Annotated in this window: 14 protein-coding genes; 6 read left to right on the top strand and 8 right to left on the bottom strand. The window is 62.3% G+C overall.

Annotated features, from left to right (window positions below):
* Positions 1–3: 3 nt before the first annotated feature.
* On the bottom strand, positions 4–1,065 hold the full coding sequence (locus tag KF814_06510) for a HEAT repeat domain-containing protein (GenBank protein ID MBX3235784.1): 1,062 nt from the start codon (positions 1,063–1,065) through the stop codon (positions 4–6).
* Between the two features lie 185 nt (positions 1,066–1,250).
* Here KF814_06510 and KF814_06505 point away from each other — a divergent pair, with 185 nt between their 5' ends.
* From KF814_06505 to KF814_06495, 3 genes are read left to right on the top strand one after another with little or no spacing between them, the layout of a single operon-like run.
* A complete protein-coding gene (locus KF814_06505; GenBank protein MBX3235783.1) occupies positions 1,251–1,727 on the top strand; it encodes a GNAT family N-acetyltransferase in 477 nt (158 codons plus the stop codon).
* Positions 1,724–2,173 carry a hypothetical protein gene (locus KF814_06500; protein MBX3235782.1) on the top strand — a complete coding sequence of 150 codons (450 nt, stop codon included), beginning with the start codon at positions 1,724–1,726 and terminating at the stop codon, positions 2,171–2,173. The genes KF814_06505 and KF814_06500 overlap by 4 nt, the downstream gene beginning before the upstream one ends.
* Before the next feature lie 22 nt (positions 2,174–2,195).
* Positions 2,196–2,984 (top strand): hypothetical protein, encoded by a 789-nt coding sequence (locus KF814_06495; GenBank protein ID MBX3235781.1) that lies wholly within the window; start codon positions 2,196–2,198, stop codon positions 2,982–2,984.
* A gap of 9 nt (positions 2,985–2,993) precedes the next feature.
* On the opposite strand, the gene KF814_06490 is transcribed toward KF814_06495, so the two are convergent.
* Entirely contained in the window at positions 2,994–3,914 is a 921-nt protein-coding gene (locus KF814_06490) for an AEC family transporter (GenBank protein ID MBX3235780.1), read from the bottom strand.
* A gap of 15 nt (positions 3,915–3,929) precedes the next feature.
* Positions 3,930–4,859: an SDR family oxidoreductase gene (locus tag KF814_06485; GenBank protein MBX3235779.1), complete on the bottom strand. Its 930-nt coding sequence runs from the start codon at positions 4,857–4,859 to the stop codon at positions 3,930–3,932.
* 201 nt (positions 4,860–5,060) lie between these two features.
* Between KF814_06485 and KF814_06480 the strand changes: the two genes are divergently transcribed.
* Entirely contained in the window at positions 5,061–5,576 is a 516-nt protein-coding gene (locus KF814_06480; protein ID MBX3235778.1) for a hypothetical protein, read from the top strand.
* A 12-nt stretch (positions 5,577–5,588) separates the two neighbouring features.
* Positions 5,589–7,049, top strand: a complete 1,461-nt coding sequence (locus tag KF814_06475; GenBank protein ID MBX3235777.1) for a DUF4832 domain-containing protein — start codon at positions 5,589–5,591, stop codon at positions 7,047–7,049.
* Between the two features lie 7 nt (positions 7,050–7,056).
* Here the strand turns inward: KF814_06475 and KF814_06470 are convergent, their stop codons facing one another.
* From KF814_06470 to KF814_06455, 4 genes are all read right to left on the bottom strand, one after another.
* Positions 7,057–7,980, bottom strand: a complete 924-nt coding sequence (locus KF814_06470) for a response regulator (GenBank protein ID MBX3235776.1) — start codon at positions 7,978–7,980, stop codon at positions 7,057–7,059.
* A gap of 242 nt (positions 7,981–8,222) precedes the next feature.
* Positions 8,223–8,900 (bottom strand): FKBP-type peptidyl-prolyl cis-trans isomerase, encoded by a 678-nt coding sequence (locus tag KF814_06465; protein ID MBX3235775.1) that lies wholly within the window; start codon positions 8,898–8,900, stop codon positions 8,223–8,225.
* Positions 8,901–8,977: 77 nt separating this feature from the next.
* Positions 8,978–9,928, bottom strand: coding sequence for a glutathione S-transferase family protein (locus tag KF814_06460; protein MBX3235774.1), 951 nt, complete (start codon positions 9,926–9,928; stop codon positions 8,978–8,980).
* Between the two features lie 41 nt (positions 9,929–9,969).
* Positions 9,970–11,967, bottom strand: coding sequence for an ankyrin repeat domain-containing protein (locus tag KF814_06455; GenBank protein ID MBX3235773.1), 1,998 nt, complete (start codon positions 11,965–11,967; stop codon positions 9,970–9,972).
* A gap of 180 nt (positions 11,968–12,147) precedes the next feature.
* Between KF814_06455 and KF814_06450 the strand changes: the two genes are divergently transcribed.
* Positions 12,148–12,513: a hypothetical protein gene (locus KF814_06450; protein ID MBX3235772.1), complete on the top strand. Its 366-nt coding sequence runs from the start codon at positions 12,148–12,150 to the stop codon at positions 12,511–12,513.
* Positions 12,514–12,537: 24 nt separating this feature from the next.
* Here KF814_06450 and KF814_06445 read toward each other — a convergent pair whose 3' ends face one another.
* A complete protein-coding gene (locus KF814_06445; protein MBX3235771.1) occupies positions 12,538–13,038 on the bottom strand; it encodes a hypothetical protein in 501 nt (166 codons plus the stop codon).
* Positions 13,039–13,071: the final 33 nt, after the last annotated feature.

Genomic DNA, 13,071 nt, shown 5'->3' with positions numbered 1-13,071 from the left:
CGCCTATTCCGCCGTATGCGTGCCGTCGAATTGATCCAGCGCCTGGCCGAGCGCGGCGCGTAATTCTTTGAGATCGGCGGCGCTGTCCGAGCGGGCCTGTTCCTGCACCGCGCGGTTCAATTCTTTCAGCGGTGGGAGAATGCGCCGGTCGGGGGTACGGCCAAGGGCGCGGACGATCTCGATTTGCTCGACGATCGGCTCCTGGGGCAATCGGGCTAGGAGGACAGGCACGATGTCGCTGGTCGGGTACAGCGGAGCGAGCCGTCCCAAACCTTTGATGGCGGCCAGTCTGGTCTTGGGCTCCGTCGAGGTCAGCGAGTTCAACAACATCGGAATGCATTGTTCCTGGCCGATATTGCCGAGCGCGATCAACGCAGCCTGTGATACCTCCACGTGGGGACTCTGGGCTGCCTTGCCCAAGGCAGGAATGGCTTCGACGGCGGGCATGTTTCCGAGCAGGGTGGCGATGGCTGCTTGTCGCGGGGGTTCGGCCTTGCTGTCCAGCAGCACCGGGAGCAAGCGTGCTGCCTGCTGCCATTCAGCCGCCAACAGGTAGGGAAAATCATCCTCACGCAGTCGGGCTGCGAGGTTGGCTCCGGCCTGCTTGCCCCCGTCGGTGGCTCGCTCCGTACGGACCTCGTATCGCCAGTCGGCCCATTGTTGATTCAACCGATAGAGAAACTGGCAGGCCGGGCCTTTCCACAATCGCGACGCGGCATCCGGTTGATCCGCGTCGCCGCCGGACCGAATCGGTCCTTCCCAGGTCTTGCGTTCTTCGCACTTTATCTTCACGGTGAGGTCGATGGGTTGCGAGGAATCGCCGACGATCGTGTAGCCCAGGCTGCGCAAGCGCTGCGACAAGACGGCTTCAATGGCGGCGCGATCACTGTCCGCTTGCGAGGTGAGGACGATGGTTTCGAGGAACAGCCGATCGGCCTGCTGCAGCTTGGATTTTTGGTCGTTAGTCCAGACCTCCCGACGGGCCTCGGCAGGGGCTGCGATTATAAAGGGCAGGAGGCATAGACCAAGGGTGAGCAGCGCGGCGCTTCGGCGAATCGGTGTCATGGCGAGGGCGATCCTTTCGTTCGTTGGTCTGAGAACAGGCCGTTGAATCCGTATTATGGCACGTGTGCCCCGCCCGTTGAGCAACGATCATGAGGGGAGTTCTCACGATCGGATGAACGATCCTTCGCGTTGCTATGGTATGCTCAGCGCCGATCTTGTGACGGAGACGAGTGCGATCTGATTCGATGGCCATCGAGCTGCAATGGGCACGAGCGGAGGATGCGCCGGACATTGCCGCGTTGATTGCGGAATTGCTCGAGGAGATCATGGCCGTGATCGGGCAGCGCGCCTTCGATGTCGATCGTGCCCGGACGATTGAGTTGGCGCGCGAGGGGCTGGCCACCGGGCAATGCCGAATTCTGCTCGCCCGAGACGTGGGCGCCGGTGCAACGGTCGGGCTCCTCAGTCTCTGTGAGGGCTATGCGTTGTATGCAGGAGGAAGATTCGGGACCATGCCGGAGGTCTACGTGCGGCCGCTCTACCGCTCGCAAGGCGTGGGGGCGAGGCTGATTCGCGAGGCAGTCCGGTTCGGACGAGCGCGACAGTGGACAAGGTTGGAAGTGAATACGCCGCCGTTGCCCGCGTTCGAGCGCTCGCTTGTGTTTTATGAGCGGCAGGGGTTCAGCCCGTCCGGCGGACGAAAACTGAAGCTGAGTTTGTGATGCAGGCGGTGGTCCAGGAAGATCGAACCGGGTGCGGGATCGCGAGCGTGGCGGCGCTGACCGGACAGTCCTATCGCCGGGTGCGGAAGAAGGCGGCGCGGCTCGGGATCGCCGTGTCAGACGAGCGACTCTGGTCCGAGACAGGCCACGTTCGACGACTGCTGGCGTCTTATGGGCTTCATGCGGCCCGGTCGGAACGGCCCTTTCGCGACTGGACAACGTTACCGTCCGTGGCGCTACTGGCGATCAAGTGGCACCGCCGCGGTAACCGTGCCTTCTGGCATTGGGTCGTGTATTCTCAAGGTCCGGACGGGCCAAGAGTTTTAGATTCGGCATCCTCGATCCGGCGGCCGGTGCGAACGGATTTCGGGCGCATGCGCCCGAAATGGTACATCGAAATTCGAGCGGGTCGAGGGTCTTGCGGTTCGGTCACGGCGCGGCGATGAGCGTCAGGTGGAAAGGCGAGTCATGACAAGAGTGCCTCATGGCGGTTGGATGTGGATCGCTGCCTGTTGCGTCTCGGGGATGCTGACCGGTTGCGGTGGCGCCGCCAAGATTCTCCCGAACCTCAGCATCGAAGAGCTCAAGCCGGTTCCCGGCATCGTGCAGAGCGGCCGGCTGGTCAAGGGGACCATCGTCTCAATGAGCGGAGATCAGGTCTATGTCGACACCGGCGAACGGGCGCAGAGGATCCTCTCTCTGGAAGCGGGAGGCGACGAAGCCCGCGGGTTGGGGATCGGTCATCCGGTGGAGATTTTACTGAACAGCGCCGACGAGGTGGTCGCATACCAGAAACCTGCACCGACGCCGCCCACGAAGATCCTGCGCGCCTCGCTGGGCCGGAAATTTCAGGTGGACAAGGAGCGGGTGACGATTCGCCTCGAAACCGGCCGCGACGTGGGGTTTTATGCGCGGCGGGTCGTGATGGAGAAGTTGGCGAAGTTCGAGGTGGGGGAAACGGCCGATTTTGCGATTGACCGTTCGTACCTCATCGTCGATGCCCACTCGCAGGGCAAGCCGAGGGATCTGGCCTCCGGGACATCGCCGCAGGCGCCGCAACGTCGTTTGGAGGGGGCGTTCGTCGCGATCGGCGACGGACGGGTCCGACTCCGAACGAAGATCGACGAGATCCTCACCTTTCCCGTTCGCCCATTGCTCCAACCGGCGATCGAGCAACTCTCGCCAAACGAAGTGGTCTGGCTCTACCTTGACGGCCAAGGCCTCGTCATCGATATGACTCGTGTGCCGCAGACCTGATGCCCTCGATCATGCCAACCGTCCGAGCAGGCCGAGGAGCCAGGGCAGGGCCGGCAGCAAGAGCAGGCCGATGCCGATGGAGAGCGTGATCATCGCCGCGGCCAAGTCCTGATCTAACTCCTCTTCCGCCGCAAACACCAGCGTGTTGAGACCGACCGGCATGGCGGCGCTCAGCGTTACGATGGTGCGATCGAAATCCGACAGTCCCAAGAGCCCGCTCCACCACCAGCCCATCACGCCGCCGCCTCCCATGCGAAGCATCACGGCCGCTGCGGCAACGGCGACGCGTTGAGACAACGTCTGCATGTCGATGGACAATCCGAGGATCAGGCTGGCCAGCGGCATGGTCGTCAGGTGAAGCGGAAACAGAAGCCCGCGTCCCCAGTCGGGCAAATGGATCTCGCAGGCACGGAGCCCGGTGCTCACGATGATGGCCCAGAGGGGAGGCGAGCCGAGAAAACGCCCGATCGCGGCGGGAGGGGAAGTCGCGCGACCGCCGAACCGAACGGCGATGCCATAGATCAGCGTGAACACCAGCAGCCCGTGGCCCAGATCGAAGAAGAGGGCTCGTCCCAACCCCGCCTCGCCAAAAAGGCTTAGGACGACGGCATAGGCGAAGAAGGCCATGTTCATCACGCTGCTGCCGACCAGTACGGTGCCGGCGGCGGCGCGGGGCAAGTCGAGCCTGCGGCTCAAGAGCCAGGCACAGGGCAGGAGCGAGAGGATGACCAGCCAGGCGGTAACCGGGAGCCTCCACAAGTCCGATGCCACCGTCAGGCGATCGATGGAGACCAAGATGGTGGCGGGGAGGCTGATCCGGAATACCAGGTGGACCAGGCGTTCGAGATGGGATCGTGTCAGGATGCCGGCCCGCCTCAGGCCCGCTCCGAGCAGGGCGATCACCACCATGGCGAGGAGCTGCGGCGGCATAGGGGACCGGCCTCGTTACCGTCGGGGTGGGAGTTTGACGATCCGGGTGATCAGCCAATCGTTGAGCAGATCGGGCAGCAACGCCGCGAGGCGGGCGCGAATCTTGGCGTCCGACCCGACGAGGTATCGTGTGCGAGGAAATCGCGACCGCAAGGCATGGATGACGGCTTCCGCCACAAGGCCGGCCGGCTGCGCCCGCTCTCCCGCCTCTGTGGCTGTTTCTTTGACGAGGCTGAAGCCTTCCTGGTAGAGCGATTTGAGTTCAGGACTCCAGGATGTGTCCCATGCGTCGGTTTCTTTTCTCGTCTTTTTCCAGATCGGTGTCGCGATGGCGCCGGGCTCGATGATCGCGACGCGAATCCCCCACGGTTGCACTTCGATTCGAAGCGCGTCGGTCATCGCCTCCAGCGCATACTTGGACGCGGAGTACGGAGCCATGAAGGGCATGGCGGCTCGGCCTGCGATCGATCCCATGTTGACGATGCGTCCGCGTCCTTGCCGGATGAGCGGCAGGAAGGTTTGCGTGACGCGGATGAGGCCGAACAGATTGACCTCGAATTGCCGGCGCCAGTCGGCCAACGGCAGCGCTTCGATCGGACCGGCGACCCCGATTCCGGCATTGTTGACGAGTCCGGCCAAGCCTGCGTCTCCCATCATCGCGCGGATGGTGTGGCTGGCGGCGAGCATCGTCGTCTCGTCGGTGACGTCGAGACGCACCGGCATGAGCCGTGGGCCCGCCTTTTGTTGGAGCGCCTCACCGTCCGCGGATTTGCGGACGCCGGCGAAGACACGGTAGCCGATCTTGTCGAGGGCCAGGGCGCAGGCGGCGCCGATACCCGTGGAGGCGCCGGTGATCAACACGGCATCGGATCGGATAGCGGGGGAAAAGAGTCTGAACACGTCGGGTTCGTCCCTTCGGCAGCAATGCGGGCCGTACCCTACCATACTTTGCCGCTTCCCCCAATGTTTCTTGAGCCGAACCCGCCGCACCGTCTTTGGCCGCCCCGACATCGCTCACCGGTTCAACCGTGACAATTGGGTCGGTTGACAGAGTCGGGGGAACGGCATAGCCTGTGCGCGTTTTCCGGTCGTATCGGTTTCGTTCGGGCTTGGGGGGCAGTGGTGTCCGACACCGAGGGAGGTCCCATGACGCGAAGAGGTTTCGGGAACGTGCTGCTCGCTGCAACACTGCTGTGTCTGGCCGGTTGTGCGAAAACGGTTGCGGGTCCTCCCGGCCCTCCAGGGCCGACCGGCCCCGTCGGTCCTCCCGGCCCTCCCGGCGTCGCAGGGCAGACGGCGATCACGAATGCCGTCGAACGTCCGCTCTCAGCCGGACGCTATGAAATCGTCGCGGCGGGTTTGGTGCGTGGGGACGGAAATGCGCGACAACCGGTGTACAACGCCTTGCGTGCGAAGGCTGAACGGGACGGCGAAGTGCTGCTTACGTTTGCCGGCTATGCCCTCCCCCAGGGTTCGTCCTTCCAATACGTCGTGAAGGTCGTCGGTCTGGGCACGGCGGCCCGGACGGTGCTGGTGACGGTGGATCGTTTCGAACAACGCGGGATGGTGTTGCGAGTGACCAACTCCAGCAAAGGCTCTCCGGTCCAGAAGGAGATCTTGCTGAAGACGGAGTTCAGTGTGGAGATCAGCCGGTTCGAGTAGCGGATGGAGGCGGTGACTCACAGGACAAGGGGCTTGTCGTTCGGCGGTCATGCGGCCTTGACGCGATGCGTCGCAGGGGGACTGTTGATCGGCCGGTTGATGCTGGGCGGCATTCTTGCTCATGCAACCTCAGTCGATAGCAGCTCGGTTTCCAGCGGCGCTGGCGGCGCGAGCGCTCATGTCCATACGACCGTGAGGCCTCGGGAGGTCAGCGATCTCCTCTACAATCCTGGAATGGGGTTCGCCGATTTTCATTTCGGGTTCGGCCATCCGCCGTCCGCGGCGGAGTATCCAAAAACGACGGTCGCCTATTTCCGTTGGTCCTGGGCCGAACTGGAGCCGGAGGAGGGTCGGTATAACTTCGCGCTCGTCGATCGCGTGATCAGTGAAGCGAAGGCGAAGGGGGAATCCCTCGCCATTCGAATCGTTTCGGAGTACAAGACCGGCACCCCACAATGGCTGCTCGATAAAGGCGTGGCGAGCGTCAAGGAATCGGACGGGACCTTTCCCGACTACAACAACCCCACGTTTCTCGAATATCACCGGCGACTGCTCCGGGCGTTCGGTGAGCGATACGGTCAGACTGCGGTGCTCGACCATGTGGACATCGGTTCCGTGGGATGCTGGGGCGAGTGGAACACGGCCTGCTGTCCCGGCGAAACCCAACCGATCTGTCGCGACTATTTCCCAACCGAAGCCAATCAGCGCGCGATTATGGATTGGTACTTCGAGTATTTTTCGGGCACCCCGCTCGTGATGCTCCACAACGGGCCGTTACGGTATGCCGCGTCGCGTGGAGCCGGGTGGCGCGGGGACTGCTACGGGGATTACGGGTACTTCGGACCGGACTGGAACCATATGGAGCACGCCTATCCGCCCGCATTGGAAGATTCGATCGTGGCCGGCGCATGGAAACGCGGGCCTGTACAGTTCGAGGTGTGCGGTTACATCCAGGAGTGGTATGAGCGCGGGTTCGACCTCGACAAAATCTTACAGCGCGGCCTCGACTGGCACGTCTCGGTGCTGAACGCCAAGTCGAAACCGGTTCCTGCTGCCTGGCGATCCCGGTTCGAGGAGTTTCTGCGGAAAATGGGTTATCGATTGGTGCTTCGCAGCCTCACGCATGAGGCGCGCCTCACCGCCGGTCAGCCGTTTGTCCTGCAGTCTCGCTGGGAGAACATTGGCGTGGCGCCGGTGTACCAAGCCTGGCCGCTGGCCTATCGACTGCGCAACGAGTCGGGGGATGTGGTGGGACAGTGGGTGAGCCAGGCGCAGCTTCGGGATTGGTTGCCCGGCGGTCCGCATGAAGTGTCCGACCGGATCGAGCTTCCCGGGAGACTCCCGTCGGGTGAGTACAGCTTGGATATCGCAGTCTTGGACCGAGACGGCGGTGCGCCCCATCTGGACTTGGCGATCGAGGGGAAGCGGCTTGATCGTTGGTACGGTGTTTCGAAAGTGGTGCTGTCGAACTAGGCAGGTGTCAGGCAGCGAAGCATTTCGGCATACTTTCCAACCGCAGAACCGCCAGGACCTCGTTGCCCTTCCCGAGATACTCCAGTTGGTCGAAGCTCAGCTTGTTGGCCATCGCGATTCCCCTGCCGTGCGTGTCGCACGCCCGCTGGGGATCAAAGTCGAGAAAGCGGTGCCATTCGAAGCCCTCTCCCTCATCGAGAATCTGAAGACAGAGACGTCCGGCTTGGCGGGCAAACTGCGCCGTTGCCGTTCGAGACGCATAGCGCGGATCGGCCAGTCGGCGTGCGATCTCCTCGTCGAGACAGTCACAATTCAGGAGCCGGGATTTCTCCGCGTACCCGATTTCCAGGTTGCCATGTTCGATGGCGTTGAGCGCCAATTCCAGGATGCCCATCACCACGCGTTGCGGATCCGGATAGGCATGCGACAGCAACGTGGCCAGGTCCTTGGCTTCTTCCGGAGTGCGGAAATGAAAGGTCGCGGAATCGAGCAGTGCCATCGTGGCGTTGGTTCTGAGCAGGCTGCTCCTTACCTCCAGAAAGCCGGTGCGATCGCGAACGGCAGCGTCGACGATGGCTCGAAGCGTGTCCTTGTCGAACGGTTTGGTCAAAGAATAATAGGCCCCGGCCTGTAGGCCCTCCAGCATTTCTTGCGGTTCCCTCGACGCCGTTTGTATAAGCACCGGGACTTGGCAGAGCGTGGGGTGTTGCTTCATCTTGCGGAGAAGGTCGATGCCGCTCATGCCTGGCAGGACACGGTCGAGAAGGACCGCATAATAGCAATCCGGGTTCTGTTCGAGTAATTGCCAGGCCTGGGTTCCGCCCCGCGCCGTCACGAGCGCGTAGGGAGTGTCCTTTAGATAGTCCAACAGCAGGTCGAGGTTGACCTGCGAGTCGTCGACGAGGAGTAGGTGTATATCCGGCGATCGCATAAGGGCGAGCCTTTGTTCCGGACCGCGCCATCCCGGTCGTGAACATCGGCACGGGTGTATTCGTGGCTGTCGGCCTAGTCCGGCGCCATGAAATTTCCCGGCAGGGCAGGGTTGCCGCTGCCGGGAAATCAGATTCGTTCGGCTTTGACCATTTCGGAACGAGGCAGGAAAACCTTAAGTGTTCGATCACAGGGGAAAAACATCCGATGGCTGCGTCGGTGTTTATCCTACATCTTGGGAGGCTACTGTTTCGCGATTTCCAAGAGCTCTACTTCGAAGACCAGTGTAGAGCCTGGCTTGATGACCGGTGGCTGACCGCGATCGCCATAGGCGATACTGGAGGGGCATACCAGCCGGCTTTTCCCACCGACCTTAATCTGTTGCACGCCCTCAGTCCAGCACTTGATCACCTGATTCAGGGGGAAGGTCGCCGGTTCACCGCGTTTCACTGAGCTATCAAACACCGTCCCGTCGATCAGCGTGCCGTGGTAGTGCACCTTGACGGTATCGGTCGGTTTCGGCGTGGCGCCCTTTCCTTCCTTGATCGTCGTCACGATAGCGCCGGACTCGGTTTTCTTGGCTCCGGACTCCGCCGCGGCCTTCGCCACGAACGCTGCGCCTGCTTTCTTCTCAATGTCGGCCAGGGCGGTCATGCGGGATTGTCCCAATTGGTTGATCTTCGGGACGAACGCTTGAAGATCCACCTTCTGCGGCTTCTTGAGGACGCCGTCGGAGAGGCCGGCTTTCACGAATTCCAATTCTGCCTCGGTCAATGTGAAGGTGCCGAGCGACTGGCTCACGGCCAGGCCAAGGGCATACAAGGTTTTTTGGTCGTCGGTGGTCGGATCAGCCGATGAGGCTGGAGTGGCGGACGTCGCGAACAGCGTCAACAGGGCGAAGGCGGCAACGATGAGGCGCATGAAACATCCTTTCTGCTGGTGGCATAGCTAATCCACCATACGGCACCAACCACATACGGTACAAGACAAATTTCCGATCATCCGAGACGATCCCGCCCGTGCGGCGCGCTCAGGTCCTGAATGGGGCCCAGCGGCACGATGCGGGTCGGATTAATGTCGTCGTGGGTGACGTAGTAGTGCCGTTTGATGTGGTCGAAGTTGACCGTCTCGGCGATGTGGTTCGTTTGGTAGAGGTCGCGCAAGTAGCCGAACAGGTTGGGATAGTCCACGATACGCCGAAGATTGCATTTGAAGTGACCGTAGTAGACGGCATCGAAGCGTACCAGGGTCACGAACAGCCGCCAATCGGTCTCCACAAACTGATTGCCGAAAAGATAACGCCGGTCGGCGAGCCGGGCATCCAGGGCCTCCAGCGCTTCGAACAGGGGGCGAATCGCCTGCTCGTACGCGCGTTGAGAAGTGGCGAATCCCGCGCGGTAGACTCCGTTGTTGATGCGTTCATAGATGAAGTCGTTCAGTGCGTCGATCTCCGCTCGGAGCGCCGTGGGATAGAGATCGAGGTGGCTGTCGGTAAACCGGTCGAATTCGCTGTTGAACATGCGCATGAGGTCGTCATCCGAATTCGTGACGATGCGTCGGCTGACGGTGTCCCACAGGACCGGAACCGTCACGCGGCCTCGGTACGTCGGGTCGGTGGCCCGATAGGCTTCGCTGAGAAAATGAAATCCGTTGATGGGATCGGGAGAGTAGCCGGGTCCCTGACGGAACGCCCAGCCCCGTTCGTCCCTGATCGGATCGGTGACGGTCATGCCGATGGCAGGTTCCAGCCGCTTCAGCTTGCGCACGATGATGGTGCGATGGGCCCAGGGACAGGCGAGGGAGACGTACAGGTGGTACCGGCCCACGGCGGCCGGATAGCCGGATGAACCGTCGGCCGTCACCCAATCGCGAAACGCATCGGCTTGACGCTTGAACTCTCCGCCCTCCGTTTGTTCGTCGGGAAACTGTGCTGGAGGAATGCTGCTCATGTGTGCTCCATCTTCACCTTACTGAGAACCTTGCGAGCCCGTCAATGAAGCGGGGGTCCCGAGGATGATGATCGTGACGCTCCCTGCGGTGCCGCGGGGTCCCACCCTATGGAAAAGAGAACGAGGAGGCCGGCGGCGGTCGTGTGTTTAGTCCTAGCCGAACTTTCATGCGGAGGGAGCGGCTCGTTGGCAATCAGCCCGTCTCCGAGCACGCGGGCATCCAGGTCCAGGACGCCACCGAGGCCGAGATTGAAGCTGTAGTGATCGGCTGGGCTCGGGCGGTAGCCCAACATCAGCCCGAAACCGACCGCATCCACCACGCGCGATCCGGGCGCAAAGGCCAGAAAAGGCCCCCAGCTCCAACGTTGTTCGTCCCAACGGTCGAGCCACACGTGCAGCTCCGGCATGAACCGCACGAGGTCGTTTCGCTCCTCATCGATCCGGACGATACGATTGATGGTCGTGACCGATTCGATCCGTCGGGGACCAAGATTGTGCGTCCATCCGAGGCCGAGGCCGAACCCAACATTCCGGAACAGCCAGGGGCTCTGCGACGGTTCAGAAACGCGCGCTTCTTGCTGTAGGTCTCTTGGAACGGGCCGGGCCGATACTTCCGATGGCTCTGCAGATGCCACGGCTGCTGCACCGGTCGCTTGAGCGGTCTGAGTCGACTCTCGGTGACTAGGCGTGGGACGGTCGCGTTCCAACGCTGGTGCAGGTTGCTGTGGAAGCGGTTGCGAGGCGGTGGCCGGAACGGATTCTGCGAGCGCACTGGGTTCGATCGGCTCGGTCCGCTGAATCGCCGGGTCCCCTTGCTGTTCGGAACTCGCTGATTCAACCGACGACCGTTCCGGCTTCGAGGCAGCGGCCGGCACCGGAGGAGACAGAGGGAAGCTTCCGGATGAGGCGCCGAGCGTGGGGGCAGCCGAGGCCGGTGAGGAGAGGACCGGTCCCGGAGGGGCGGCCGGATCTGGACCGGACAAGGCTTGCTGGCTTTGTGCATCGGATCTGCTTTCCGTCTCGGTTGCCTGCGCTTGCGGGCCCGTATCGCTCGCGGTTGTCCTCGAGGCCTGTGTTGTGGCTCCCTTCGCTGACCGGTCGGCCAATGTCGCTGGTTCGATCGATGGAGGCATTGAGCTTGATGGCGCTGCCGGTGGTTGTTCCGAAGGAGCGGCAGCCGGAGGGATCGGACTAGTCGCCGCAGGCGGTTCCGGTTGCATGATTGGAGGGCTCTGCGCAGCGGCAGAGTCTTGAAGGACCGCCGGCTGAGGCTCTTGCCTGATAGGAGCTGTGGCGGATGTTCCGGCTCCTGAAGGAACCACGGCTGTTTCCAATCGATCTTGATTCGGCGCCGGGGCCTGACCGTTCCCTGAGAGCGACTCGGGCTGGTGGGATTCTACTGCCGGCTCGCGTGTGATCAAGCTCGCGCGCAGCGCGCCGTTGTTACTTTCCATTGCCAACGTAGCAGGCGTTCTGCCGGAGCCATCCTGCGAATCGAGGGACGCTCCCTGTTGAAGGAGGAGTGCGATGATGTCTCGTTGCCGGTGGAGGCGGTCTCGGTTGGTTTCGCCCGGCAATTCCCAGAATCGCCGGACGGCCTGGTGGAGCGGAGTAAACCCGAGTGTGTTTCGGCTGTCCGGTGGAGCTCCGGCCTGCAGCAAGGCGTCGACGCAATCGACGCATCCGGCCAAGCTGGACAGGTGGAGTGCGCTGTCGCCGTCCCTGTCGCGCGCATCGACCCGCGCCAGACGGCTCAGCAGCAGTCGAATCAATGTGATGTTGCCCCTGGCCGCGGCGGTGATGAGCGGAGTGGCTCCCGTGGCATCGCGCGCCTCGATGTTCGCACCATGCGCGAGTAGCTGGCCGACGCGGAGGAGGGGAGCTTCCGTGAGGGTCTTATGGAGTTCGGGCTCAGGGCGTTCTGTTGGAGCTGTCGAAGCGCGTGGTCGGTCCGATCGTGCCTCTGCCGCCAAGCTCAATCCCAGGACGAGGACCAGCTGCCATGCGATCAATCCGGTCTGGAACCAGGGGCGCCGCATCGGTATCCTATGTGAAAATTCAAGGCGTTGGCACTGAGTGTATGGTTTAGCATACGCCTTGGTCCGGCGTCACTGTTCTTTCAGAGATGCCCAGGTGAATCGGCTTGGAATTTTGCGGTGACTCCGCTAGATGGGTTGCCGGATTGTGGGAAAGTGGACGGCAAGAGGAAGGAGTCGAACATGGCGCAATTGATTCAGAAGCCAACGAGGATTGCAGCGGCCGGCAATAAGCCCAAGCTCATTGACGAATACATCGGCAAGGTCAACAGCGGGACCGAGGCCATCAGCATTGCACGGATGCAGAGTCCGTCCGGTTGGCAGGAGCCTGGTCAAACACCCGAGTTTGACGAGTACACGGTCGTGCTTCGCGGGATGCTGCGAGTGGAAACCAAGGCCGGTGTGATGGATGTGCAGGCTGGTCAGGCGGTAATCACGAGGCGAGGTGAGTGGATTCGTTACGGCACTCCCGGTCCCGAGGGGGCCGAGTACATTGCCGTCTGTCTCCCGGCTTTCACACCGGGCACCGTCCATCGGGATCCCGCCTAGCGTGCGTGCCCTCGGGACGCTGGATTACCAGCGGCGATGCCAGTGGCCGTAATAGGGGCGGTAATAGCGAGGCCCCCAGAAGTGCGGGCGAACGTAGAACGGGGCTCCGTACACCCAGGGACGACCGAAGTAGAGTTCCACGCCGGCGGGCGGATACAGGTAGAGCCCGGCTCCCGATGTCACGTAGTTGTAGGTGGTGGAGGAGGATTGGTCTGCCATCTGGCGCTGGAGGTCGGCCGTCGCGGAGGCCTGCCGATCGACCTGGTCTTTCAGCTGACCCATCCGGCCCTGCTGGAGCTGCACTTCCGCTTCGAGTTTCGAAATTTTCTCGCGTTGGATTTCGATGAACGCTTGGAGGCAGCGCGTATGGGCTTCGCCTTGGTAACCCGAGCATTCCCACGGGCCTGAGGTGTCGGCGGCTTGAGCAGGACCGGCGAGGCCACCTGTTGCGAGCGCGAATAAGAACGAAAGAGCGAGCCAGGTGTTCCGAGGGGATTCCATTCGATCGGTGGAATGACGCATCATGGTATTCCTCCCAGGCTAGCTATCGATAGCCTA

The sequence above is a fragment of the Nitrospiraceae bacterium genome (assembly GCA_019637075.1).
Classification (GTDB): domain Bacteria; phylum Nitrospirota; class Nitrospiria; order Nitrospirales; family Nitrospiraceae; genus JAHBWI01.
This window is presented reverse-complemented; position numbering and strand designations above follow the sequence as displayed.